The organism is Cellulomonas cellasea (assembly GCF_030372105.1).
Classification (GTDB): domain Bacteria; phylum Actinomycetota; class Actinomycetes; order Actinomycetales; family Cellulomonadaceae; genus Cellulomonas_A; species Cellulomonas_A cellasea_A.
In genome coordinates this window covers 303,662-327,451 of sequence record NZ_JAUDBQ010000001.1, presented here as the reverse complement: position 1 = coordinate 327,451, position 23,790 = coordinate 303,662, and the positions used below count along the sequence as shown (strand labels likewise).

General features: G+C 73.1%; 24 protein-coding genes. 14 read left to right on the top strand and 10 right to left on the bottom strand.

Going from position 1 to position 23,790, the window contains the following annotated elements; translation table 11 throughout:
* Positions 1-41: 41 nt before the first annotated feature.
* Positions 42-452 carry a hypothetical protein gene (locus tag QUV83_RS01485; RefSeq protein WP_289561940.1) on the top strand — a complete coding sequence of 137 codons (411 nt, stop codon included), beginning with the start codon at positions 42-44 and terminating at the stop codon, positions 450-452.
* A gap of 24 nt (positions 453-476) precedes the next feature.
* Here QUV83_RS01485 and QUV83_RS01480 read toward each other — a convergent pair whose 3' ends face one another.
* Together QUV83_RS01480 and QUV83_RS01475 are read right to left on the bottom strand one after the other, a co-directional pair.
* Complete coding sequence (locus QUV83_RS01480) at positions 477-1,316, bottom strand: SGNH/GDSL hydrolase family protein (RefSeq protein WP_289562132.1); 840 nt, start codon at positions 1,314-1,316, stop codon at positions 477-479.
* Positions 1,317-1,379: 63 nt separating this feature from the next.
* Complete coding sequence (locus QUV83_RS01475; protein ID WP_289561938.1) at positions 1,380-2,081, bottom strand: uracil-DNA glycosylase; 702 nt, start codon at positions 2,079-2,081, stop codon at positions 1,380-1,382.
* Positions 2,082-2,230: 149 nt separating this feature from the next.
* On the opposite strand from QUV83_RS01475, the gene QUV83_RS01470 reads away from it, so the two are divergent.
* The 4 genes from QUV83_RS01470 (at position 2,231) to QUV83_RS01455 (ending at position 5,148) form a co-directional block, all read left to right on the top strand.
* Positions 2,231-2,539 (top strand): DUF3263 domain-containing protein, encoded by a 309-nt coding sequence (locus QUV83_RS01470; protein ID WP_289561936.1) that lies wholly within the window; start codon positions 2,231-2,233, stop codon positions 2,537-2,539.
* 75 nt (positions 2,540-2,614) lie between these two features.
* Positions 2,615-3,238, top strand: a complete 624-nt coding sequence (locus QUV83_RS01465) for a LytR C-terminal domain-containing protein (protein ID WP_289561934.1) — start codon at positions 2,615-2,617, stop codon at positions 3,236-3,238.
* A 94-nt stretch (positions 3,239-3,332) separates the two neighbouring features.
* Positions 3,333-3,536 (top strand): cold-shock protein, encoded by a 204-nt coding sequence (locus tag QUV83_RS01460; protein ID WP_066585442.1) that lies wholly within the window; start codon positions 3,333-3,335, stop codon positions 3,534-3,536.
* A gap of 124 nt (positions 3,537-3,660) precedes the next feature.
* Positions 3,661-5,148: a phytoene desaturase family protein gene (locus tag QUV83_RS01455; RefSeq protein ID WP_289561931.1), complete on the top strand. Its 1,488-nt coding sequence runs from the start codon at positions 3,661-3,663 to the stop codon at positions 5,146-5,148.
* Here QUV83_RS01455 and QUV83_RS01450 read toward each other — a convergent pair.
* Positions 5,102-6,058 carry a hypothetical protein gene (locus QUV83_RS01450; RefSeq protein ID WP_289561929.1) on the bottom strand — a complete coding sequence of 319 codons (957 nt, stop codon included), beginning with the start codon at positions 6,056-6,058 and terminating at the stop codon, positions 5,102-5,104. The genes QUV83_RS01455 and QUV83_RS01450 overlap by 47 nt on opposite strands.
* The gene (locus tag QUV83_RS01445; protein WP_289561927.1) at positions 6,055-6,522 is read right to left on the bottom strand and encodes a hypothetical protein; all 468 of its coding nucleotides are present in this window, start codon (positions 6,520-6,522) and stop codon (positions 6,055-6,057) included. Before QUV83_RS01445 ends, QUV83_RS01450 begins: the two co-directional genes overlap by 4 nt.
* Positions 6,523-6,772: 250 nt before the next feature.
* Between QUV83_RS01445 and groL the strand changes: the two genes are divergently transcribed.
* The gene (gene groL / locus QUV83_RS01440) at positions 6,773-8,398 is read left to right on the top strand and encodes a chaperonin GroEL (RefSeq protein ID WP_289561925.1); all 1,626 of its coding nucleotides are present in this window, start codon (positions 6,773-6,775) and stop codon (positions 8,396-8,398) included.
* A 101-nt stretch (positions 8,399-8,499) separates the two neighbouring features.
* On the opposite strand, the gene QUV83_RS01435 is transcribed toward groL, so the two are convergent.
* The gene (locus QUV83_RS01435) at positions 8,500-8,769 is read right to left on the bottom strand and encodes a DUF4031 domain-containing protein (RefSeq protein WP_289561923.1); all 270 of its coding nucleotides are present in this window, start codon (positions 8,767-8,769) and stop codon (positions 8,500-8,502) included.
* A 229-nt stretch (positions 8,770-8,998) separates the two neighbouring features.
* On the opposite strand from QUV83_RS01435, the gene urtA reads away from it, so the two are divergent.
* The 7 genes from urtA (at position 8,999) to uca (ending at position 18,479) form a co-directional block, all read left to right on the top strand.
* Positions 8,999-10,264 carry an urea ABC transporter substrate-binding protein gene (urtA, locus tag QUV83_RS01430; RefSeq protein ID WP_289561921.1) on the top strand — a complete coding sequence of 422 codons (1,266 nt, stop codon included), beginning with the start codon at positions 8,999-9,001 and terminating at the stop codon, positions 10,262-10,264.
* A gap of 80 nt (positions 10,265-10,344) precedes the next feature.
* Positions 10,345-11,229, top strand: a complete 885-nt coding sequence (urtB, locus tag QUV83_RS01425) for an urea ABC transporter permease subunit UrtB (RefSeq protein WP_289561919.1) — start codon at positions 10,345-10,347, stop codon at positions 11,227-11,229.
* Positions 11,226-12,440 (top strand): urea ABC transporter permease subunit UrtC, encoded by a 1,215-nt coding sequence (gene urtC / locus QUV83_RS01420; RefSeq protein WP_289561917.1) that lies wholly within the window; start codon positions 11,226-11,228, stop codon positions 12,438-12,440. Before urtB ends, urtC begins: the two co-directional genes overlap by 4 nt.
* Positions 12,437-13,255, top strand: a complete 819-nt coding sequence (urtD, locus tag QUV83_RS01415) for an urea ABC transporter ATP-binding protein UrtD (RefSeq protein ID WP_289561915.1) — start codon at positions 12,437-12,439, stop codon at positions 13,253-13,255. The genes urtC and urtD overlap by 4 nt, the downstream gene beginning before the upstream one ends.
* Positions 13,255-13,953 carry an urea ABC transporter ATP-binding subunit UrtE gene (urtE, locus tag QUV83_RS01410; RefSeq protein WP_289561914.1) on the top strand — a complete coding sequence of 233 codons (699 nt, stop codon included), beginning with the start codon at positions 13,255-13,257 and terminating at the stop codon, positions 13,951-13,953. The genes urtD and urtE overlap by 1 nt, the downstream gene beginning before the upstream one ends.
* Positions 13,950-14,624 (top strand): GntR family transcriptional regulator, encoded by a 675-nt coding sequence (locus QUV83_RS01405; RefSeq protein ID WP_289561912.1) that lies wholly within the window; start codon positions 13,950-13,952, stop codon positions 14,622-14,624. The genes urtE and QUV83_RS01405 overlap by 4 nt, the downstream gene beginning before the upstream one ends.
* Before the next feature lie 210 nt (positions 14,625-14,834).
* Positions 14,835-18,479 (top strand): urea carboxylase, encoded by a 3,645-nt coding sequence (gene uca, locus QUV83_RS01400; protein WP_289561911.1) that lies wholly within the window; start codon positions 14,835-14,837, stop codon positions 18,477-18,479.
* A gap of 29 nt (positions 18,480-18,508) precedes the next feature.
* On the opposite strand, the gene QUV83_RS01395 is transcribed toward uca, so the two are convergent.
* The 4 genes from QUV83_RS01395 to QUV83_RS01380 form a co-directional block, all read right to left on the bottom strand.
* Positions 18,509-18,799 (bottom strand): WXG100 family type VII secretion target, encoded by a 291-nt coding sequence (locus QUV83_RS01395; RefSeq protein WP_289561909.1) that lies wholly within the window; start codon positions 18,797-18,799, stop codon positions 18,509-18,511.
* A 155-nt stretch (positions 18,800-18,954) separates the two neighbouring features.
* Positions 18,955-19,650, bottom strand: a complete 696-nt coding sequence (locus QUV83_RS01390; RefSeq protein WP_289561907.1) for an HD domain-containing protein — start codon at positions 19,648-19,650, stop codon at positions 18,955-18,957.
* A gap of 50 nt (positions 19,651-19,700) precedes the next feature.
* Positions 19,701-21,293, bottom strand: a complete 1,593-nt coding sequence (locus QUV83_RS01385; protein ID WP_289561902.1) for a sensor histidine kinase — start codon at positions 21,291-21,293, stop codon at positions 19,701-19,703.
* Positions 21,290-22,024 (bottom strand): response regulator transcription factor, encoded by a 735-nt coding sequence (locus tag QUV83_RS01380; protein ID WP_289561900.1) that lies wholly within the window; start codon positions 22,022-22,024, stop codon positions 21,290-21,292. The genes QUV83_RS01385 and QUV83_RS01380 overlap by 4 nt, the downstream gene beginning before the upstream one ends.
* Before the next feature lie 166 nt (positions 22,025-22,190).
* Here QUV83_RS01380 and QUV83_RS01375 point away from each other — a divergent pair, with 166 nt between their 5' ends.
* Positions 22,191-22,958: a type 1 glutamine amidotransferase gene (locus QUV83_RS01375; protein WP_289561898.1), complete on the top strand. Its 768-nt coding sequence runs from the start codon at positions 22,191-22,193 to the stop codon at positions 22,956-22,958.
* A 54-nt stretch (positions 22,959-23,012) separates the two neighbouring features.
* Here QUV83_RS01375 and QUV83_RS01370 read toward each other — a convergent pair whose 3' ends face one another.
* Complete coding sequence (locus QUV83_RS01370) at positions 23,013-23,780, bottom strand: PspA/IM30 family protein (RefSeq protein WP_289561896.1); 768 nt, start codon at positions 23,778-23,780, stop codon at positions 23,013-23,015.
* Positions 23,781-23,790 lie beyond the last annotated feature (10 nt).

Here is a 23,790-nt window from a genome sequence, read left to right as displayed (position 1 = left end):
GTCGAAGGATCGGCCGTGGCGTGCGCAGGAGGCGAATGCCCATGAGCTCAGGTCAGAAGCGTGCCCGCCGGATCGCCGCGGGCTGGCTGGCCGTGCTCGGCGTGTCCGGGCTCGCGATCACCGCTGTGGACGCCCTGACCGGTGGGGATGACGCGGTGCTGGGCGCCGCGCCCCAGGGGTGCGCGTCGGCGCAGATCGTCATCGGCTACGACGTCGAGTACGTGACAGTGCTGGGCGGCCACGCCGTCACCGGGCTGCGGCTGACGGGCGTGCCCGAGGAGTGCGCCGACATCGGCCTGCGGGTGGCGTTGCTCGCCGCCGATGGCCGCCTGGTCGCCGACGTCCCGACCCTCGGCCAGGGCGCCGCGCGCGCCGCGGAGCTCGAGACGCCGGTGCTGGCCTCCGACGTGGACGCGGTGTCGCTGGTGATGGGCGACCTCGTCACCGGCTGACCCGGGCGCTGGCCGCCCGCGGCCTCAGCCTGAGTGGGAGCCGGAGCGGGCGTCCACCACGGGCGCCAGGTCGGGCCGTTTCGCCACACGGCCCTCCGGCCCGGTCCGGCGCAGCCGCCGCGTGGCCCACGGGTACAGGTGCTCGCGCATCCACTGGACGTCGTCGCGGGCCTGCTGGATCCGGGGCGTGGGCGGGAGCGGGGTGAGCGGGTCGTCCCAGTCGGGGTCGTCGGGGGCCAGCCCCAGTGCGACGAGCGCGCCCTGCGCGACCCGCGCGTGCCCCTCGGTGGTGAGGTGGATGCGGTCGGCCGACCACATCCGCCAGTCCCGCAACGAGCGGATGCCCCACAGGTCCAGCACGCTCGCGCCGTGGCGGCGGGCGATGGACCACACATGCGAGTTGAACACCGCGGTCCGGTTGCGGCTGCGGCGCACGAGCAGGCTGTCGGCGGCGTCCATGCCGGTGGCCATCAGCACATGCGCGCCCGCGCGGGTGGCCTGCTCGACGGCCTGCTCCAGCTCGCGGGCCATCGCGTCGACGTCGGCGGTGGGCCGCAGCATGTTGTTGCCGCCGCCCACCAGGCTGACCAGGTCCGGCGCGAAGTCCAGCGCCGGGGGGAGCTGCTCGGCGATGATCGGGTGCAGCAGGAGCCCGCGCACGGCCAGGTTCGCGTACTCCAGCGGCTCCTGGCCGGCGTCGACCCGCCGGGCTGAGAGCTTGCTCGCGAGCATGTCCGCCCAGCCTCGGCACGGGGCGCCCTCGACGGGCTGGTCCCACAGGCCCTCGGTGAAGGAGTCGCCCAGGGCGACGTACCTTGCCCACGGCGGCCCGGCGTGGCCCGTGGTCGGCTGTGGCGGCGTCATCGGGTTGCTCACCCGCTCATTCTGCAACTGAGAGCGCCGGCCGCGCGCGCTCGCGGGAGCCCGTCAGGGCAGCGCCCAGTCCACGGGGTCGGCGCCCTGCGCGCGCAGCAGGTCGTTGACCGCCGAGAACGGCCGCGAGCCGAAGAACCCGCGTCGCGCCGACAGCGGGCTCGGGTGGGCGCTGGCGACCACCGGCGTCGACCCGAGCGCCGGTCGCAGCGTCTGGGCGTCCCGCCCCCAGAGCACGGCGACGAGCGGCCCCCCGCGTTCGACCAGGGCCGCGATGGCGCGGTCGGTGACCGCCTCCCAGCCCTGGCCACGGTGCGATCCGGCGGCGCCCGCACGGACGGTCAGCACACGGTTGAGCAGCATGACGCCCTGGTCTGCCCACGGGCTGAGGTCGCCGGACGTGGGCGGCGCCACCCCGGTGTCCGCGACGAGCTCGGCGAAGAGGTTCGCCAGCGAGCGGGGCAGCGGCCGCACATGGGGCTGCACCGAGAACGACAGGCCCATCGCGTGGCCTGGCGTCGGGTAGGGGTCCTGGCCCACCACGAGCACCCGCACATCCGCCAGCGGGCGGGCGAAGGCGCGCAGCACGTCCGGCCCCGATGGCAGCACGACCTGCCCGGAGCGCTCCTCGGCGGCGGCGAGCGCGGCGGCCCTGCGCAGCGGCGCCTCGACGGGCGCGAGGGCGGCTGCCCAGTCCGAGGCCATCAACTCCGTCAGGTCGGCGGCGGCGTGCAGGGCAGGGGAGGAGGCGTCCACGGCCCGGAGGCTACCGGGGGCCGCTGACCGGCCGCTGGCCGGCTGCTGGCCCTGCCGGTGACACGGCGGCGCGTGAATGACACCCATGTGATTCGCGCTTACCATGACCAGGTCGGCTTGGGCCGACGTCAGTCTGGCGAGGAGGACGCATGGAGGCCACGGCCACCGCAGAGCGGGAGCAGGCGGAAGCGACGAGCGCCGAGCAGCCCGGCCTGTCCGCACGCGACGAGCAGGTGCTCGCGTTCGAGCGCCAGTGGTGGAAGTACGCGGGAGCCAAGGAACAGGCGATCCGCGAGCTCTTCGACATGTCCGCCACGCGGTACTACCAGGTGCTCAACGCCCTCATCGACTCCCCGGCAGCCCTCGAGCACGACCCGATGCTGGTCAAGCGCCTGCGCCGGATGCGCTCCACCCGCCAGCGCGCCCGCACGGCCCGGCGGCTCGGCGTCGAGGGTTGATCAGATCGGGCGACGTCGGGGCTCGCCGCCGCGTCCCCGCCACGCCGCGCAGCCACACCGGTTAACCTGTCCGCCGTGACCAAGGGCAGATATCCGTACCCGGACGATGAGTTCGACGTCGTCGACGGCTCTGCCGGCCCACGGGGCGTGCACCGCGCGCCGCGCTCCCGGTGGAGTCGCGTCTGGCCGTTCCTGCTGGTCCTGGTGCTCTTCCCCGCACTGGCCTTCGGTGTCGTGAACTCGCTCTACAGCTGGGATGGGCTCGGCTCGAGCTCCGACGCGACCTCTGACGCCCCCGCTGACGACCTCGCCGCCGAGGGTGGCGAGGGCGACGGCGCGGCAGAGGGCGGCGAGGAGACGGCCCCCGAGGACGGCGCCGCCGAGGAGTCCGCCGAGCCCGAGGCCCCCGCGCCGGTGTCCGACAAGACCACGAGCGTGATGGTGCTCAACGCCGCGAAGGTCTCCGGACTCGCGGGCAAGACCGCCGACAAGCTCACCGCCGCCGGGTTCACCACCGTCGACTCGGGGAACTACACAGGCGCCGCGACAACGGTCTCCGGGGTGTACTACGCGACCGAGGACCAGGCGGTCACCGCCGCCGAGGTCGCCTCGACTCTCGGCATCACCAAGGTCGAGTTGTCGCCCACCCAGTCGCCCAGCGGAATCACCGCAGTGGTGGCAAAGGACTACACACCGTGACGAACCCCTGGTCGGGGCGGCCCTCCCAGGTCTAGGCTCGCCACCACCGCGACGCCGGCGGGGCGTGGCGCGAACGTAGGCAAGGGAGCACGGAATGGCCCAGGGGACCGTCAAGTGGTTCAACGCGGAGAAGGGGTACGGGTTCATCACGCCGGTCAGCGGCGGACAGGACCTCTTCGTCCACTACAGCTCGATCCAGACGGATGGCTACCGCTCGCTCGAAGAGGGCCAGCAGGTGGACTTCGAGGTCGGTCAGGGGACGAAGGGGCCTCAGGCCGAGCAGGTTCGACCCGTCTGATCGCGCAGCACCCAGCTACACCGTCGAAGGCCGCGCACCGTCTGGTGCGCGGCCTTCGATCGTCTGGCGGTCGTGCGACGGCACGCGCCAGCCAGGGCGTGCGTCGATACGCCAGGATGGCCCCATGAGTCCCACGCGCTCGACCGAGGTGGACGCCGTCGTCGTCGGATCAGGCCCCAACGGGCTCGCGGCCGCCGTCACCCTCGCGCGCGCCGGACTGTCGGTGCAGGTGGTCGAGGCGCAGGACGCCCTGGGTGGCGGCGCCCGCACCGTCGACCTGGGCCTCGCGGACGGCGTGGTGCACGACCTGTGCTCCGCGGTGCACCCGATGGCGCTGGCCTCGCCGTTCATGCGGGAGTTCGACCTCGCGTCGCGGGTGGACCTGCTCGTGCCCGACATCGAGTACGCCCAGCCGCTCGACGGCGGCCGCGCGGCGCTCGCCCACCGGTCGGTGGAGCGCACCGCCGCGGGGCTCGGACGCGACGGCGCGGCCTGGCGCCGGCTGCTGGGGCCGCTCGCCGCCGATCGGGAGGGGCTCGTCGAGATCGCGCTGGGCGACCGGCGGAGCGTGCCGCGCCACCTGGTCACGGCGGCCCGCTACGGGTTGGGCGTCCTGGAGCAGGGCAGCCCCGCGTGGGGCCTGCGGTTCCGCGGCGAGGAGGCGGCGGCGCTGCTCACCGGGGTCGCCGCGCACGCCATCACCCCGCTGCCGTCGGTGCCCGCGTCGGGCGCCGCGCTGATGCTGGCCGGGCTCGCGCACGGTGTCGGGTGGCCCATCCCGCGTGGGGGCAGCCAGGCGATCACCGACGCGCTCGTCGACGACCTGCGGGCGCACGGCGGGACGCTGCTGACCGGCACGGAGGTCACGGACCTCGACGAGCTGCCCCGCGCCCGCGCGTACCTGTTCGACACCACGCCGCGCACGCTGCTGCGGGTGCTGGGCGATCGGCTGCCCCTGCGCGCGGCGCGGGCCTTCGGGCGGTTCCGGTACGGCAACGCGGCGGCCAAGGTGGACTTCGTGCTCTCCGGCCCGGTGCCGTGGGCGCATCCCGAGGTGGGGCTCGCGGGCACCGTGCACGTGGGCGGATCGCGCGCGGAGATGGCCGCCGCCGAGGCCGCCCTCGTGGCGGGCCGGCACGCCGAGCGGCCCGTCGTGCTGGTCAGCGACCCCGCGATCGTCGACCCCGGGCGGATCGGCGCCGGCGGCCGGCGGCCGCTGTGGACGTACGCGCATGTGCCCTCGGGCTCCACCCAGGACCCCACCGAGGCCGTCACCGCGCAGCTCGAGCGGTTCGCCCCGGGATTCCGCGACGTCGTCGTCGCCTCGCAGGCCATCCCCGCCGCCGAGATGAGCGCGCACAACGCGAACTACCCCGGCGGGGACATCGCCGCCGGGGCGGTCACGCTGAACCGGGTGCTGGTCGGGCCCCGGCTCGCGTGGGACCCGTTCAGCGGCGGCCTGCCGGGCGTCTACCTGTGCTCGGCGTCCGCGCCGCCCGGCCCCGGCGTGCACGGGCTCGGCGGCTGGTACGCGGCCCGTCGGGCGCTGCGCGACCGCTTCGGGATCACGCGCCTGCCGTCGCTGGCCCCGGACCGGGCTCCCGCCGCGTGACCCTGCGCCAGGCGCGCTGAACCGGCGGCACCAGCCGCTCGAGCGGGGCGAAGGCGGCCCAGCACACCACCGTGGGCAGGAAGTGGATGCCCAGGCTCAGGTACGTGGCCAGGTGGAACACGAGGAAGAACCCGATCGCCAGGGCCAGCCACTTGCCGCGCAGCCAGAACACCACGGGGGAGAGGACCTCGGCGACGAGCAGGCCCCACTGGCTGAGCCGCAGCAGCCATGGGTACTCCAGCGTCCAGGTGATGATCGCGGAGCCGCGGCGCATGATCGCCCAGGTGAACACCGCGCCATTCGCCCACGCCCACGGCGAGCCGGTGCGGGCCACCTTGTTGACGGCCGATCCCACGTAGGTGGCCACCGTGGCGACCTGGATGGCGCGCAGCGCCCAGCCGCCGGCCTCCGATGGGCGCAGGTCGGTGAACCGGGCCCGGCCCACCGTCGGCAGCACCAGGGTCGCGACGATCAGCGCCAGGTGGTCGTGGGACACGTACGCGAAACCCTGCGAGTTCACCATCCACGCCAGGTAGGCCACTGCGACGACGCCGCCCGCGATGCGCGGCAGCAGGCCGGTGGCCGCCACCAACGACGCGGCGATGATCGTCACGAGCAGGAACCAGCCCACGCCAGGCGACGGCGTGGGGAACGGCAGGATCCGCCCGATCAGCGTGGGCTGGTACAGATCGGGGGCGTAGCCGTGCGGGATGACGTCGTTGGTGAGCGCCAGCACGTCATAGATGACGAACAGGTAGATGACCAGGCGCAGCACCGCGACGCGCGCGAGGGGCACGGGGGACGTCCACCAGCGGCCCACGGCACCGAGCGCGCGGCGCCACGAGGCGGGGCGGGAGTCGCCGGGCGTGGCGGCGGCGGGCGCCGGCTGCTCGGGGGTCGCGGCGGTCATGGCTGCACCGTCCAGGTGGCGAGGGTCTCGACTGTCGGCTCGCCCGACGGCCGCCCGTCGACGAGGGCGCGGGTGGTGCGCCGCACCGTCAGCTCGGTGTACGCGGGCTCGTCCGGGTGCAGCCCGGCATGCGCGTCGGCGATCGACTGCAGCAGCTCCGGGTTGTCGAGGATGCGCCCGAGCTGCCCTTCGATCTCCGCGCGGCCGACCCCGACGCCCGTCTGGTTCAGCGGCACGCGGAGGGTGTCCCCGGACTCGTCGACGGCCTCGATCGAGATCGACTTGACCGTGCCGTTGAGGTCGCGCGCCGTCGCGTACTGCGACAGCGACCCGAACGGGAACCAGTCGTTGGTGTCGACGACCTGCGCTGCGACGAGGACGCCTAGGACTGCGGCGGTGACGGACAGGCGCCATGCTCGAGAGAGCCGCCTGAGCCTGATCGGTTCGGATGGTTCGCTCGGCATGGCGGGCACATTACGGGCCCGTCCCGGCTCATGGGAGTGGTTTGGCGGTGGTTCCGCGAACCGGGCGCGTCTTGCACTCGAGGGTGCTGAGTGCTACCCATGGAGTTAGCACTCTCCGGTGGAGAGTGACAGAATCACCGACTGACAGGTGAGGTTCGACCTGGGTGCGGGACATGACCGCGCACAGGAGTTCCGTCCGTCGCGGGCACCGTCTGGTCGAACAACGAGTCAAGTGAAGGATCACAGCCCCATGGCCAAGATCATTGCCTTCAACGAGGAGGCCCGGCGCGGCATCGAGCGTGGGCTTAACGTCCTCGCCGACACCGTCAAGGTGACCCTCGGCCCGAAGGGCCGCAACGTCGTGTTGGACAAGAAGTGGGGCGCCCCCACGATCACCAACGACGGTGTCTCGATCGCCAAGGAGATCGACCTCGAGGACCCGTTCGAGAAGATCGGCGCCGAGCTCGTCAAGGAGGTCGCCAAGAAGACGGACGACGTCGCCGGTGACGGCACGACGACCGCCACGGTGCTCGCCCAGGCGCTCGTGCGCGAGGGCCTGCGCAACGTCGCGGCCGGCGCCAACCCCATCGCCCTGAAGAAGGGCATCGAGAAGGCCGTCGAGGCCGTCACCGCCCAGCTCCTCGCGCAGGCGAAGGAGGTCGAGACCAAGGAGCAGATCGCCGCCACGGCCGCGATCTCCGCCGGTGACGTCGCGATCGGCGAGCTCATCGCCGAGGCGCTCGACAAGGTCGGCAAGGAAGGCGTCATCACGGTCGAGGAGTCCAGCGCGCTGGGCCTCGAGCTTGAGCTGACCGAGGGCATGCGCTTCGACAAGGGCTACCTGTCGGCGTACTTCGTCACCGACCCGGAGCGCCAGGAGGCCGTCCTCGAGGACGCCTACGTGCTGCTGGTCGAGTCGAAGATCTCGAACGTCAAGGACCTGCTGCCGCTGCTGGAGAAGGTCATCCAGTCCGGCAAGCCGCTGTTCATCGTCGCCGAGGACGTCGAGGGCGAGGCCCTGGCCACGCTCGTCGTCAACAAGATCCGTGGCACGTTCAAGTCCGTCGCCGTCAAGGCCCCGGGCTTCGGCGACCGCCGCAAGGCGATGCTGCAGGACATGGCCATCCTCACGGGCGGCCAGGTCGTCTCCGAGACCGTCGGCCTCAAGCTCGACACCGTCGGCCTCGAGGTCCTGGGCCAGGCGCGCAAGATCGTCGTGACCAAGGACGAGACCACGATCGTCGAGGGCGCCGGCGAGGCCGACCAGATCGCCGGTCGTGTCGCGCAGATCCGCGCCGAGATCGAGAACTCGGACTCGGACTACGACCGTGAGAAGCTCCAGGAGCGTCTCGCGAAGCTGGCCGGCGGCGTGGCCGTCATCAAGGCCGGCGCGGCGACCGAGGTCGAGCTCAAGGAGCGCAAGCACCGCATCGAGGACGCCGTTCGCAACGCGAAGGCCGCCGTCGAGGAGGGCATCGTCGCCGGTGGTGGCGTCGCGCTCATCCAGGCCGGCAAGACGGCGTTCGAGACCCTCGTGCTCGAGGGCGACGAGGCGACCGGCGCGAACATCGTTCGCGTCGCCATCGACGCGCCGCTCAAGCAGATCGCGATCAACGCCGGTCTCGAGGGTGGCGTCGTGGCCGAGAAGGTCCGCAACCTCCCGACGGGTCACGGCCTCAACGCCGCGACCGGCGTGTACGAGGACCTCATGGCCGCGGGCGTCAACGACCCGGTCAAGGTGACGCGCTCGGCGCTGCAGAACGCGGCGTCCATCGCGGCCCTGTTCCTCACGACCGAGGCGGTTGTGGCGGACAAGCCCGAGAAGTCGGCGCCTCAGGGCGGCGGCGACGGCGGCATGGGCGGCATGGACTTCTGATCCACTGATCAGGGTCCGCGCTCACGCGGCTCAGCTTCACAGCACGACAGAAACGACGGGTCGGCTGCCTTCGGGCGGCCGGCCCGTCGTTCTGTTGTCGGTCAGCCCATGCGGTCGACCGGGCGGACGCGCAGGCCGGAGGCGCGCAGCCGGCGGACCAGCTCGCGGGTGTCGACGGGGACGGCGCCCAGGGCGACGAGCTCGGCGTGGCGGGTGTGCGGCACGTCGTAGTGGTCGTGGTCGAAGGCCCGCCGGGGGAGGCCCGCGCGGTCGGCGAGCGCATGGAGCTCGGCGAGGGACTCGTCGCTGACGAGGTGGCTCCACAGCAGGCCGTGCCGTGGCCACAGCGGCGGGTCGATGAGCACGGTCATGGCTCCGAGGCTACGTCGGCGCGCTGGCGGGATCGGGCGCGGGGGTCGCGTCGGGATCGAGACCGACCCGAAACGTCGTGTTCACGCGGGGCGAAGAGGGATGAAACACCGCGTCTCTAGCGTCCAGCGTCATGGCCACAGGGACGTATACACGCCGGGACACAGCGCGGTGGTCCCCGACGGTCCCCGGCCTGACCACGCAGGAATCCCTCCAGCGAAAGGCACTCCGTTGACCAGACCTCGCACCCGCGCACTCGCGCTGCCAGCCGTCGCGCTCACGGTCGCCCTGGCCGTCAGCGGCTGCGGCTCCCGCACCGACTCCGCCGCCGACCCCGCCGCCGCGTCGGCCTCCGGAGGAGCCTCCTGCGTCGACACCTCGGGCGACACGGTGAAGATCGGGTTCCTCAACTCGCTGTCCGGGACGATGGCGATCTCCGAGCAGACCGTGCGCGACGCGCTGGACCTGGCCGCCGAGGAGATCAACGCCGACGGCGGCGTGCTCGGCAAGCAGCTCGAGGTGATCGGCGAGGATGGCGCCTCGGAGCCCACGGTCTTCGCCGAGAAGGCCGAGAAGCTCATCGCCAGCGACTGCGTCGCCGCGGTCTTCGGCGGGTGGACGTCCTCGAGCCGTAAGGCGATGCTCCCGGTGTTCGAGTCGAAGAACTCGCTGCTGTTCTACCCGGTGCAGTACGAGGGGCTGGAGTCGTCGCCGAACATCTTCTACACGGGCGCCACGACCAACCAGCAGATCGTGCCGGGCATGGACTACCTCAAGGAGCAGGGCAAGACGAAGGTCTTCCTGGTCGGCTCCGACTACGTCTTCCCCCGCACGGCCAACAAGATCATCAACGCCTACGCCGAGGCCAACGGCATCGAGATCGTCGGCGAGGAGTACGCGCCGCTCGGCCACACGGACTTCTCGACGATCGTCAACAAGCTCAAGGGCTCCGGCGCCGACGCGGTCTTCAACACTCTGAACGGCGACTCCAACGTGGCGTTCTTCAAGGAGTACAAGAACGCCGGGCTCGGCAAGGACGCGCTGCCCGTCGTCTCGGTGTCGATCGCCGAGGAGGAGGTCGGCGGCATCGGCGTGGAGAACATCGAGGGCCAGCTCACCGCCTGGAACTACTACCAGACCGTCGAGAGCGCCGAGAACACCACCTTCGTCAAGGCGTTCAAGGCCGCCTACGGCGAGGACCGCGTCACCTCCGACCCGATGGAGGCCGCCTACACCTCGCTGCACCTGTGGAAGCTCATGGTCGAGAAGGCCGAGTCCTTCGACGTGGCCGCGATCCAGGAGGCCGCCGACGGGGTCACCTTCGACGCCCCCGAGGGCACGGTGACCGTCAACGGCGAGAACCACCACATCGCCAAGACCGCGCTCATCGGCAAGATCGGCGCCGACGGCCTCATCCACACCGAGTGGGCCTCCGACGGCGCCATCGAGCCCGACCCGTTCCTCAAGGGCTACGACTGGGCCGAGGGCCTCTCCTGACCTGAGCCGCCACCGCCCGTCCGTCCCGGCGCCGCCACCACGGCGCCGGGACGGGCAGGCCGCACGGAAAGGGGCCGGGGATGGATGCCCTGTTCTCACAGCTGTTCGCCGGGCTGAGCCTCGGGTCGGTGCTGCTGCTCGCGGCGCTGGGCCTGGCGCTCACCTTCGGCCAGATGGGCGTCATCAACATGGCGCACGGCGAGCTCATGATGGCCGGCGCCTACACCGCGTACGTGGTGCAGGGGATCGTCTCCGACGCCGGGGTGTCGCTGCTGGTCTCGCTGGTCATCGGGTTCCTGGTGGGCGGGCTGATCGGGCTGCTGCTCGAGGTCACGCTGCTGTCCCGCATGCACCGCCGCCCCCTCGACACGCTGCTCGTCACCTGGGGTGTCGCGCTGGTGCTCCAGCAGCTCGCGCGCGACGTGTTCGGGGCGCCGAACGTCGACGTGCGGGCGCCGCAGTGGCTGTCGGGCGCCGTGCAGGTCTTCGGGATCGGCATGCCGAAGACCCGCCTGTTCATCCTGCTCGTCGCCGTCGTCTGCGTGACGGCGCTGGCCCTGGTGCTGCGCCTGACTCCGCTGGGCCGCCAGATCCGCGCCACCGTGCAGAACCGCGACCTCGCCGAGACCACGGGCATCTCCACCCGGGCCACCGACCGGCTGACGTTCTTCATCGGCTCCGGGGTCGCGGGCGTCGCCGGGGTCACCCTCACCCTGCTCGGGTCCATCGGCCCGACGCTTGGCACCGCGTACATCGTCGACGCGTTCCTCGTGGTCGTCGCCGGGGGCATCGGGCAGCTCAAGGGCACTGTGATCGCCGCCTTCGCGCTGGGCCTGTTGCAGGCGAGCATCGAGTACTCGACCACCACGAGCATCGCGAAGGTGCTCGTCTTCGTGGCCATCGTCGCGTTCCTGCAGGCCAGGCCGCAGGGTCTGGTCGCCGTGCGGACTCGGAGCCTGGCATGAGCGCGCAGTTGGCCACCGCGCGGGAGCGGCTGCTCGCTGGCAGCCGGGCCCGCACGCTGGGCGGCTTCGCGCTCGCGGCGGTGCTCCTGTTCGGCATCGCGCCCGCCGCGCTCTCCGACTTCCGGCTCAACCTGCTGGCGAAGTTCCTGTGCCTGGCGATGGTCGCCGTCGGCATCGGGCTGGCCTGGGGGCGCGGCGGGATGCTCACCCTCGGCCAGGGCGTGTACTTCGGCCTGGGCGGCTACCTCATGGCCATGCACCTCAAACTCGCCGACGCCGGGCCGGGCGGGGTGCCGGACTTCATGCTGCTGTACGGCGACGGCACGGTGCCGGGTTGGTGGGAGCCGTTCCGCAGCCCGCTCGTGACGATCCTCGCGATCGTCGTGGTCCCGGTGCTCGTGGCCACCGGCCTGGGATGGGCGGTGTTCAGCCGCCGGGTGCGCGGCGCGTACTTCGCGATCCTGTCCCAGGCGCTCGCCGCGGCGTTCGCGATCCTGCTCATCGGGCAGCAGAAGGTCACCGGCGGCACCAACGGGCTCAACGGGTTCCGCTCGTTCTTCGGCTTCGACCTCGCCGACCCCGTGAACAAGCGGATGCTGTTCTTCATCGCCGCTGGGACGCTGCTGGTGATGGTCGCCGTGGTGCGGCTGCTCATGGTGTCCCGGTTCGGCGAGCTGCTCGTCGCGGTGCGCGACCAGGAGAACCGCGTCCGGTTCCTCGGCTACGACCCCGCGAAGGTCAAAGTCGTCGCCTACGCGGTGGCCGCGGCGTTCGCCGGCATCGGCGGGGCGCTGTTCGTGCCCATCGTCGGGATCATCTCGCCCGCCGACGTCGGCGTGGTGCCGTCCATCGCGTTCCTGGTGGGCGTGGCCATCGGCGGCCGGGCCACGCTGCTGGGGCCGGTGCTCGGCGCCATCGCGGTGTCCTGGGCGCAGACCAGCCTGTCGGAGTCCTTCCCGTCGATGTGGATCTACTTCCAGGGCGCGCTGTTCATCCTGGTCGTGGCGTTCATGCCCGGCGGGCTCGCGTCCCTCGGCGCGGTGTGGCGACGGCGCCGGTCGACGGCCCCTGGGCCGGCCGCACCGGGCGTGGCCGGATCGGGGCAGGCCTCGCCGTCCGACGACGACACGGCGCCCGCCCCGGGCGCCGACGCGCTCACCCCACCTGAACCCTCCGACCCATCCGCGGCGACCGCAGGGAGGCTGCCATGACCGAGTCCGAGTCGACGGCGCCCGACGTGACAGCCCAGCGGTTCCGGCACGACTACCTCGAGGTCCGCGGCCTGCGGGTCGAGTTCGACGGGTTCGTGGCCGTGGACGGCGTGGACCTCACCGTCACGCAGGGCGACCTGCGGTTCCTCATCGGGCCCAACGGCGCCGGGAAGACGACGATCGTCGACGCGCTCACCGGCTTGGCGCCCGCCACCGGGTCCGCGCAGTTCGGTGGCGTGGAACTGGTCGGCGCCAAGGTGCACCGCATCGCCCGCTCGGGGGTGGGGCGCACCTTCCAGACCGCCAGCGTCTTCGACGAGCTCACCGTGCTGCAGAACCTCGACATCGCGGCGGGCCCGCGTCGCGGGCCGGGCACGTTGCTGCGCAGGCGGTCCGGCACGCCGCCCGCCGTCGAGGAGGCCCTGGAGGTCATCGGGCTCACGGGGGCCCGGGACAGGCTCGCCGGGGTGCTCGCGCACGGGCAGAAGCAGTGGCTGGAGATCGGGATGCTGCTGGTGCAGGACTCCCGCCTGCTGCTGCTCGACGAGCCCGTGGCCGGCATGAGCCACGCCGAGCGAGAGGAGACCGGGCAGCTCCTGCGGCGCATCGGCGCCGAGCGGACCGTCGTGGTCGTCGAGCACGACATGGAGTTCCTGCGCAGTTTCGCCTCGTCGGTCACCGTGCTGCACCAGGGCGCGGTGCTCAGCGAGGGGTCGGTGGCGCAGGTGCAGGCCGACCCGCGCGTCGTCGAGGTGTACCTCGGCAGCGGCCACGGGACACGAGGGCGCGCTGCCGCCGTCAGGACGGGGGAATGATGCTTGAACTGTCCGAAGTGCATGTGGGGTACGGGCGCACAGCCGTGGTGCATGGCGTGAGCCTCACGGTGCCGGCGGGTGGCGTCGTCGCGGTGATGGGCCACAACGGCGCCGGGAAGACGACCTTGCTGCGGGCGGCCGTGGGGCTGCTCGCACCCCGGTCCGGGTCGGTGCGGCTCGACGGGCAGGACGTCACCCGGCTGCGGCCGCATCAGCGGGTGCGCCGCGGGCTGGCCTACGTGGCGCAGGGCCAACAGGCCTTCGGGCAGCTCACCGCCCGGGAGAACCTGCTGCTCGTCGCCGACGCCCAGCCGCGCGGGGTCGGCGCGGCCCGCACCGACGAGGCCCTCGACCTGTTCCCCGCGCTGCGCGGGCTGCTCGGACGCCGCGCCGGGCTCCTGTCCGGGGGGCAGCGCCAGCAGCTCGCGATCGCGCGGGCGCTGATCACCAAGCCCCGGGTGCTGCTGCTCGACGAGCCGACCGAGGGCATCCAGCCGTCGGTGGTCGCGGAGATCGAGGACGCGGTGCTGGCCTTGACCCGGGCTGGCGACCTCGCCGTGCTCCTGGTGGAGCAGCATGTGGGCTTCGCGCTCGCGGCCGCCGCCCGCTACGTGGTGCTCGAGTCCGGCCGCGTCCGCGAGGAGGGTGCCGGTGGCGCGGAGAAGGAGGAGCAGGTCCGCGCTGCGATGGCGCTATGACCTCGCGGGTGCTGCGGGACGTCATCTACGAGCGGCTGCGGGACGAGATCCTGGGCGGCCGGGTGCCCGCGCGCGAGCGGCTCACCGAGCCGAAGCTCGGCAAGGCGTTCGGCGTGTCCCGCACCCCGGTGCGGGAGGCCCTCGCCCGGCTGCTGGCGGACGGCCTGGTCGAGCGCACCGACTACGGCTATGCGGTGGTGGTGCCGAGCCTCGCCGACCTGCGCGACCTCTACGAGCTGCGCATCACCCTGGAGCTGCGGGGCATCGCGCGGGCCATCGAGAACCCGCACGTCCGCCATGACGAGGCGCTGCTCCGCGACGAGCTCGCCCGGTGGCTTCCGCTGCGCGACGACCCGCCCGAGCCGACGCCCGGCTTCGTGCTGTTGGACGAGGGATTCCACCTCACGTTGTCCCGGGCCTCGGGGAACGACCAGTTGACGTCCGCGCTCATCGGGGTGAACCAGAAGATCCGCGCGGTGCGCATGCACGACTTCGTGGAGGCCGAGCGGATCACGGCGACGGTCGTCGAGCACATCGAGATCCTGGAGCTGGTGCTGGACCGCCGGCTCGAGGAGGCGCTCGGCGCGCTGCACCGCCACGTGGGCGAGTCGCTGGAGGTCGTCATGGACCGGGCTGCCACGGCGATGACGCGCATGGCGCTCGCGGGCTGAGCCGGGTCGATCTGTCCGTAACGCAGGGTTTACGCCCGGCACGGGTCCGGGAAACACCCGCTCCCTAGCGTCGGCCACGCGGATACGGGTGTGTATACACCCCCGGATCCGACCGCCTCCCCGACCCGTCCGGCGCCGATGCGCCCATGGCGTCGCCGGGGGAGCGGTCCGCCCGACCTCGCACCTCCGAGCGCATCCGTGGGAGACGCCGTGTTCGACACGATCCTGGTCGCCAACCGAGGCGAGATCGCCTGCCGAGTGCTCCGCACCGCGCGCGAGCTCGGCCTGAAGACCGTCGCCGTGCACTCCGACGCGGATGCCGCGGCGCCGCATGTGCGCATGGCCGATGTCGCGGTCCGGCTCGGCCCGGCGCCCGCCGCGCAGAGCTACCTGCGCGCCGACCTGGTGCTCGACGCCGCCCTGACCGCCGGAGCCGGCGGGATCCACCCGGGGTACGGGTTCCTGTCGGAGAACGCGGCGTTCGCCGCGGATGTCGAGGCGGCGGGCATCGCCTTCGTGGGGCCGGCGCCCGCGCACCTCGCGGTGTTCGGGGACAAGCACCGGGCCCGGCTGGCCGCTGAGGCGGCGGGAGTGCCGATGGTGGCGGGCAGCGGCCTGCTGGCCGACGTGGCCCAGGCGCTGGCCGCCGCCGAGGAGGTCGGCTACCCGGTGATGCTCAAGGCTGTCGGCGGCGGTGGGGGGATCGGCATGCAGGCGTGCGCGGATCCCGGCGAGCTGGCGGACGCCTACGAGCGGGTGCAACGCCTGGCCGCCGCCCATTTCGGGAGCGCGGGGGTGTTCCTCGAGCGGTTCGTGGCGCGCGCCCGGCACCTGGAGGTGCAGGTCTTCGGTGACGGCGACGGCCGGGTCGTGAGCCTGGGCGACCGGGACTGCTCGTTGCAGCGCCGCAACCAGAAGGTGGTGGAGGAGGCCCCGGCGCCGGGCCTGCCGTCGTTGGTGCGGGAGCGGATGCAGGCAGCGGCGCGTGCGCTCACCGGGTCGGTGGGCTACCGCTCGGCGGGGACCGTGGAGTTCGTCTACGACGTGGACCGCCAGGAGGCGTCTTTCTTGGAGGTGAACACCCGCCTGCAAGTCGAGCACCCCGTCACCGAGGAGGTCACCGGCGTGGACCTGGTGGGGTGGATGATCCGCCTCGCGCAGGGCGACGCGTCGTTCCTCGACGGGCTGCCCGACAACGGCCCCGCGGTGACCGGGCATGCGGTGGAGGCACGGGTCTACGCCGAGGACCCTCGCAAGGACTACCGGCCGAGCGCCGGGCTGCTGACCGACGTGCGGTTCCCGGAGGGCGTGCGCGTGGACACCTGGGTCGAGACCGGGCAGGAGGTGTCGAGCCACTATGACCCGATGCTGGCCAAGGTGATCGTGCGCGGCGCCGATCGTGCCGAGGCCTTCGCCCGCGCCCGGGCGGCGCTCGACGGGACGTCGATGTCCGGGCTGCAGACCAACCTGCCGCTGCTGCGCGCCGCCGTCACCGACCCGCTGGTGCTCGCCGCCGAGCACACCACGGCGACCCTCGGTGGCGTCCGCGACGACGAGCCCTTCGTGGACGTGCTGCGCCCCGGCGTGATGACCACCGTGCAGGACTGGCCGGGCCGGCTGGGCTACTGGGACGTCGGCATCTCGCCGTCGGGCCCGATGGACGACCTGTCCTTCCGGTGGGGCAACCGGGCGGTCGGCAATCCGGAGGGCGCCCCTGGCCTGGAGTGCACGCTCACGGGCCCGCGACTGCGGTTCAGCCACGAGGCCGTGGTGTGCGTGACCGGTGCGCCGGCGCCCGTCACCGTCGATGGCGCGCCCGTGCCGCAGTGGGAGCCCGTGGTGGTCCCGGCGGGCGGTGTGCTCGACGTGGGCGCGCCGCATGACGTGGGCCTGCGCACCTATGTGCTGCTGCGCGGCGGTCTCGACGTCCCGCTGTACCTGGGCTCGGCGTCCACGTTCTCGCTCGGGGGCTTCGGCGGGTACACGGGGCGTGCGCTCGCGGTGGGCGACGTGCTGGTCCCCGGGGTGGCGCCCGACGACGCCCCCGCGCCGGCGCCGGTGCCTCCCGAGGTGCGCCCCGAGCTGGTGCGCCACTGGCAGATCGCTGTGCAGGAGGGGCCGCAGCCAGCCCCCGCCTACTTCACCGCCGCCGACATGGAGATGCTGTGGGGCGCGACCTGGCAGGTGCAGTCCCATGCGAACCGCACGGGCATCCGGCTCACCGGCCCGCGCCCGCAGTGGGCCCGGCCGGATGGCGGCGAGGCGGGACTGCACCCGTCCAACCTGCATGACAACCCGTACTCGGTGGGCGCGCTCAACGTGAGCGGCGACACCCCCATCCTGCTCGGCCCCGACGGCCCGAGCCTGGGCGGCTTCGCCTGCCCCGTCACGGTGGTGGCGGGGCACCGCTGGAAGATGGGGCAGATCCGGCCCGGCGACACGGTGCGGCTCGTGCCGGTGCCGGAGGCGACCGCCGACGCACTGCGGGTCTCGGACGCGCGGCGCGCTCGGGCCCAGGTGGGCGCCGGGCTCGCGCTGGGGCCGGACGGCGACGACGGGGTGTTGGGGCGGGTGACGGGCGGCGCCGAGGGCCGCCCGGACGTCGTCTACTTGCGCGGCGCCGACGACAACGTGCTGGTCGAGTACGGCCCGATGACCCTCGACCTGGGCATGCGGCTGCGCGTGCACGCGCTGGGCGAGGCTGTGCGGGAGCGCGTCGCCGCAGGGCTGCGAGGCGTGGTGGACCTGACCCCGGGGGTGCGCAGCCTGCATGTGCACGTCGACCCGGCGGTGCTGCCGGTCCGCGCGCTGGTGGAGGTGCTGCGGGAGCTCGAGGCCGGGCTCCCGGCCACCGAGGACCTGGTGGTGCCGAGCCGCACGGTGCGCCTGCCGATGTCCTTCGACGACCCGTGCATCGCGGACGCCGTCTCGCGGTATGCCGCGGGCGTCCGCCCGGAGGCGCCGTGGCTGCCCTCGAACATCGAGTTCATCCGTCGGGTCAACGGCCTGGAGTCCGTGCAGGACGTGTACCGGACGATGTTCGAGGCGGAGTACCTGGTGCTCGGGCTCGGCGACGTGTACCTCGGGGCGCCCCTGGCCGTGCCCCTCGACCCGCGCCACCGGCTGCTCACCACGAAGTACAACCCGGCGCGCACCTGGACCGCCGCCGACACCGTGGGGCTGGGCGGCGCGTACCTGTGCGTGTACGGGATGGAGTCGCCGGGCGGCTACCAGCTCGTGGGGCGCACCGTGCCGATCTGGTCCGGCCACCGGCAGCGCGGCGTGTTCGAGCAGGGGAAGCCGTGGCTGCTGCGGTTCTTCGACCGGATCGTGTGGCATCCGGTGTCGGCCGCCGAGTTGGCGGAGCAGCGCACCGCGTTCGCCGCCGGCCGGCTCGACGTCGAGGTGGAGCACGGGACGTTCTCGTACCGCGAGCACCAGGCGATGCTGCGCGAGGCCGCCGCCGAGATCGAGGCGTTCTCGACTGCGCAGCAGGCGGCGTTCGCCGTGGAGCGCGCCGCCTGGGAGGCGGCGGGGGAGTTCGCCGCCGCGGAGCCGCTTGAGGAGGGCCCCCTGGGCCCAGGCCTCGGCGCGGCCACGGGAGCCGAGCCGCCGGTCGTCCCGGACGGGTGCGTGGTGGTCGAGGCGCCCATGGTCGGCAGCGTGTGGCGGGTCGAGGTCGAGCCGGGCGCCCTCGTCTCCGAGGGCGACCCGTTGGTGGCCCTCGAGGCGATGAAGCTCGAGCTCGGGGTGCAGGCGCCAGCCGATGGGCGCGTGGTGCAGGTGCGCGTGCGGCCCGGGCAGCAGGTGGGCCCGGGGTCCGCCCTGGTCGTCCTCGACGTGGCCGGCGGCTGACGCGCCGGGCCGTCCCGCCGCCCGGCCGGTCATCGCAGGAACAGCCGGGAGGCCTGCTCCTCGGCGTCGGCGTAGGTGCGGGCCGCGGCGTTCAGCGCGGCGGTGATGTGGTCCAGCGCCTGCTCGACGCGGACCTGGGTGGCGCCCCATTCCGTCATCACGCCGGCGAACGCGGTGGCCGCGCCGCCGCGCCAGGCGCCCTGCAGCTCGGTGAGCTGCCGCTGCATCGCCGCGACCTCGGCGCGGACGGCCGCCGTGCGGGCCTGCACGGCGGCTGCGGCCTGCCCGACCTGGGCGCTGTCGACCTCGTACCTGCTCATCGCGTCCTCCTGGTGTGTGGGAGTGACGGACGCTACGCAGCGGCGGCGCGGCCCTCGCGGCCCCTCGGCCCAGCAGTGGGACGGCGCGGCCGCGCGAGGGCTGTGGGCGGCCCGCGACCCGGGCGGCGCCGGGCCGCCCGGGTCAGGGGGGAGGGTCAGTGGGCGAGCGCGACCAGCTCGCGGTCGATCCGCTGCCGCTCGGCGGCGAGGTTCTGCCGGGCGGGCTCCTCCCAGACCGCGCCGAGCGGGCTGGTGAAGAGTTGCGGCCGGTCCAGCAGCCGCCCGATGATCGCCACCCGCGCGCGCAGGTAGTCCTCCACGGGCAGGTGCGCGTACTCGGCGCGGATGTCCTGCAGGTAGGCCTTGTACCGCTGCGGCTCGGCGGCCAGCATCGCCAGGTCGGCGTCGCACAGCACCGCGCCGTCGAAGTCGCCCGGCTCCGCGTGGTGGTGGGCCAGTGCGTTCACGAGCTGGTGCACACGCCGCGCCGCGCGCTCCGGCACCCCCAGCGCGAGCAGCTCCTCGAGCGCCAGCCGCGCGCTGCCCGGCTCGTCCTCGCCGCCCTTGTTCGCGTAGGCGGCGGCCTCCGCGGCGTCGAACTTCGCCCCGTGGTACCAGGCGGCCAGCCGCACCAGGTCGGGCTCGTGCGTCTCCTCGGCGAGCTCGTCGACATGCGCCAGCACATCGATCAGGTGCCGCAGGTTGTGGTAGCGGCGGCCGGGGGAGGACCAGCGGCTGATGAGCGTCTCGGCGACCTCCCGGATCTGACCGGGCGGGGCTGTGGCGCCAGCCTCGACGGCGCTGCGGACGTACGCCGACTTCAACCACTGTGGTGCGTCATTGACGCCCATGAGACAGCCCTCACGTGTCGTTCTCGTGCTCGGACGGGCCATCGTAGCCCTCAGCGCGTCGAAGGCTCCCAGTCCGCTGACATCTGCCGCGCCCGGCTTGTGGCGCCCACCGCCAGCGGCAGGCTGACCTGCACAGTCGTCCCGCCGCCCGGTGTCTGGGATATGGAGACGTCGCCATGGTGCGCGGACACGATGGCCGCGACGATGGCCATGCCGAGCCCGGCGCCACCCGCGCCCGCGGCCCCGGCGCCGCCTCGGGCCCGGCTCGCGTCGACCCGGTAGAAGCGCTCGAACACGCGCGCCGCATGCTCGGGGTCGATGCCGGGGCCGTGGTCGCGCACCGAGAGCACCGCCACCCCGTCGCGCTCTGTCACGCCGATCTCGACAGGGCTGCCCGCCGGGGTGTGCTGCACCACGTTGCCGACGAGGTTCGCCAGCACCTGCCGCAGCCGCGGCTCGTCGCCGAGCACCGTGCACGTGCCGCCGTCGGGCTCCAGGCGCAGCGGGCGGCTCGGGTCGAGGGCGTGCAGGTCGCTGAGCGCGTCGCCCACCAGCACCATGAGGTCGACCTCGTCGGCGCGCAGCGGGCGCCCGTCGTCCATCCGGGCCAGGGTCAGCAGGTCCTCGACGAGCGCGCCCATGCGCGTGGCCGACTCCTCGATGCGGCGCATCGTGTCGTCCACCTGCGCGGGCTCGGTGAGCGCGCCCATCCGGTACAGCTCGCTGTAGCCCCGGATCGCCGCGAGCGGGGTGCGCAGCTCATGTGACGCGTCCGCGACGAACCGGCGCATGCGGTGCTCCGAGGCGCTCTGGGACGCGAACGCCTGCTCGATCTGGGACAGCATCCCGTTGAGCGCGGCGCCGAGCCTGCCCACCTCGGTGCCGACCGGCGCGGCGGGGACGCGGCGGCTGAGGTCGCCGTCGGCGATGGCCGCGGCGGTGTCCTCGATCTGGCGCAGCGGGCGGAACGCGCGGCGCACGGCCCAGCCGCCCACGAGGGCGCCGAGCAGCACCACCCCGACGCCGCCGATGACCATGACGAGCAGCACCGTGTCGATCGTGTTGTGGATGGCGGCCAGCGGGAGGCTGACGGTGGCGGTCCCCGTGATCGTGGTCCCGTTCACCGTGGCCTGGTACGGGAACACGACAGCCCGCCACGTCGAGCCGGCCTTCGAGCTGTCGACGGTGAACGGCTCGGAGCCCGCCTGGGACGCCTCGGCCGCCGTCATGGCCGGGAGGTTCGGAGTGCCGTACTGCGAGTACGTGGCCTCCCGGCCCAGGTCCGCCCAGAGGCCGGAGTCGGTGGTGAGCTTGACCGCGTAGTCGCTCGGCAGCACCGTCTGCTGCCGGGGCCCGCTCAGCGGGCTGGCGAACAGCGTCTCCGCGATCGTGGTGTGCGCCAGGGTCTCCGCCTGTGTGGCGAGCTGGCGGTCCACCTGCCCGACGAGATGCCGCTGGAGCAGGACGGCAGTGGTGCCCCCGGCGATCGCCAGCCCCACCACCAGCAGCGCGGTGATGAGCCCGACCAGCCGGGCCCGCAACGGCACCCCCGCCCACCAGGCGCGCGCCGCTGAGCCCGCGGCGCCCCACCGCTCGCGGACGGTGGGGGACTGCGGGGTGGTCGGGGAAGCGTCGGCGCTCATGTCCCTGTCGGTTGGCGCAGCATGTAGCCGACTCCGCGCTTCGTGTGGATCAGCGGCGTGACCTGGGCGCCGTCCGCGGTGCGCACCTGGTCGATCTTGCGCCGCAGGTAGGAGATGTACGACTCGACGATGTTCGCCTCGCCGCCCCAGTCGTACTGCCAGACGTGGTCGAGGATCTGCTGCTTGGACAGCACCCGGCCGGGATTGAGCATCAGGTAGCGGAGCAGCTTGAACTCGGTGGGGGACAGGTCGATGACGTGCCCGGCGCGGCGCACCTCGTGGCTGTCCTCGTCGAGCTCGAGGTCCGCGTACTGCAGCAGGTTGCCCTCGAGGAGGTCGGACGGGCTGGTGCGGCGCAGGATCGCGCGGATGCGCGCGACGACCTCCTCCAGGCTGAACGGCTTGGTGACGTAGTCGTCGCCGCCCACCGTCAGGCCCTGCACCTTGTCGGCCGTGTCGTCGCGGGCCGTGAGGAACAGGACGGGGACGTGCTGGCCCTTCTCGCGCAGGCGCCGCGTCACGGTGAAGCCGTCCATGTCGGGCAGCATCACGTCGAGCACCACGAGATCGGGGTCGACGAGGCGCGCGAGGCGCAGGGCGCTGGCGCCGTCCGCGGCGGTATGGACCTCGAAACCGCCGAAGCGCAACGACGTCGCGAGGAGTTCGCGGATGTTGGGCTCGTCATCCACCACCAAGAGCCGGGCTTCAGGCTCGACGGGTGCACCGGTCATAACCCCAGTGTGCGCGCACACCCTGGAAGTCTGCTGAGGACGCGCTCAGTGCCAGGTCACAGACCTGCCGCCGACGCCCCCGACCCGTTGCGCGGTCGGTCCCGCAGAGCAGCCCGCGCGGGGGAGTAGTTTCCTCTGCGTGATCCCCGTGCCACAGCCCCCTGTCGTGACCGTTGTGCAGAGCTCCGCGGATGTGGGCCTCGACCGACTGACGGGGTGGCTCCCCGGTGTCCGGGTGCGGCTGGTCCGCGCCGACGAGGGCGAGCCCGTTCCCGTGGGCGCGGCGGGGGCCGGTGACGGCCTCATCGTGCTCGGCGGGCCGATGTCCGCCTATGACGACGTGCGGGCCCCGTGGCTGCCGGCCACCCGCGAGCTGCTCTCGGCCAGCGTCGACGCGCAACTGCCGACGCTGGGCATCTGCCTGGGCGCCCAGCTCCTCGCGGTGGCCCGCGGCGGGCGCGTGCAGGTCGGGGCGCCCCCCGGGTTGGAGCACGGCGTGATCGACGTGCGGTGGCGCCCGCAGGCGGCCGGCGACCCGCTGGTCGGCGGGCTCGTCGGCGGGCTCGTCGGCTCGGGGCAGTCCGGGCGGAGCACCCCGATGCCGAGCTGGCACGCGGACGCCGTCGTGGAGCTGCCGGCCGGCGCGCTGTGGCTCGCGGCGTCCGCGACCTACCCGTACCAGGCGTTCCGGACGGGGACGGCGTGGGGCCTGCAGTTCCACCCGGAGGCGGGCGCGGCGGCGTTGGCCCTGTGGGCGGCGGAGGACGGGATCGACCCCGGGCCCGTGGCCGAGTCCTACACCGCGCACGAGCACGAGGTCGTGGCGGGCGGCCAGGCGATCGGCGCGGCCTTCGCCGCCCTCGTCCGGCAGCGCGCGGGGATCGACCAGCCCGAGCCGCTCGCCGTCACCGCCTCGGACGTGCCGGTGGGGTGAGCGCGCCCGCGCCCACCCCACCCACATCAGGCGGCCTCAGCCGCTCGAGGGAACTCAGCGCTCGATCTCCGGCGTCACAGCCGTGGACTCGATCGCCGTCGCGTTCGACGAGCCGGCCTTCAGGGCGGCCAGGCGCGCCTCGACCTCGAGCTCCTCGCCGGACGCCTCCAGCTCGGCGAACTGCGCGTCGAGGGACGACGCGGCCAGCTCGGCCTGCCCCATCGCGAGGGCCTCCTGGCGGCGGACCTTCTCCTCGAAGCGCGCGATCTCGCTGGTCGGGTCGAGCACGTTGATCGAGCCGATCGCGGACTGCACCTGCTGCTGCGCCTGGGCGGACTTCTGCCGGGCCACGAGCGTGTCGCGACGCTGCTTGAGCTGGCCGAGCTTGTCCTTCATCTGCGCGAGGCCGCTCTTGAGCTTCTCCACCGTCTCGCGCTGCGAGGCGATCATCGGCTCGGCCTGCTTGACCTCGCCCTCGGCGGCGATCTGCTTCTGGATCGCGACCTTGGCGAGGTTGTCGAACTTGTCGGCGCTCGCCGTGTCGCCCTGCGCGCGGTACTGGTCGGCCCGCGTCGACGCGGCGATGGCCTTGCCGCCCCACTCGCGCGCCGCGGCGACGTCCGCGTTGTAGTCCTGCTCGGCGAGGCGCAGGTTGCCGATGGTCTGGGCGATGGCCTTCTCGGCGTCGGCGATCGAGTTGGTGTAGTCGCGCACCAACTGGTCCAGCATCTTCTGCGGGTCCTCGGCGCTGTCGATCAGCGCGTTGATGTTGGCCTTGGCCAGCTGGGTGATGCGGCCGAAGACGCTCTGCTTCTCGGTCATGGGTGCTGCC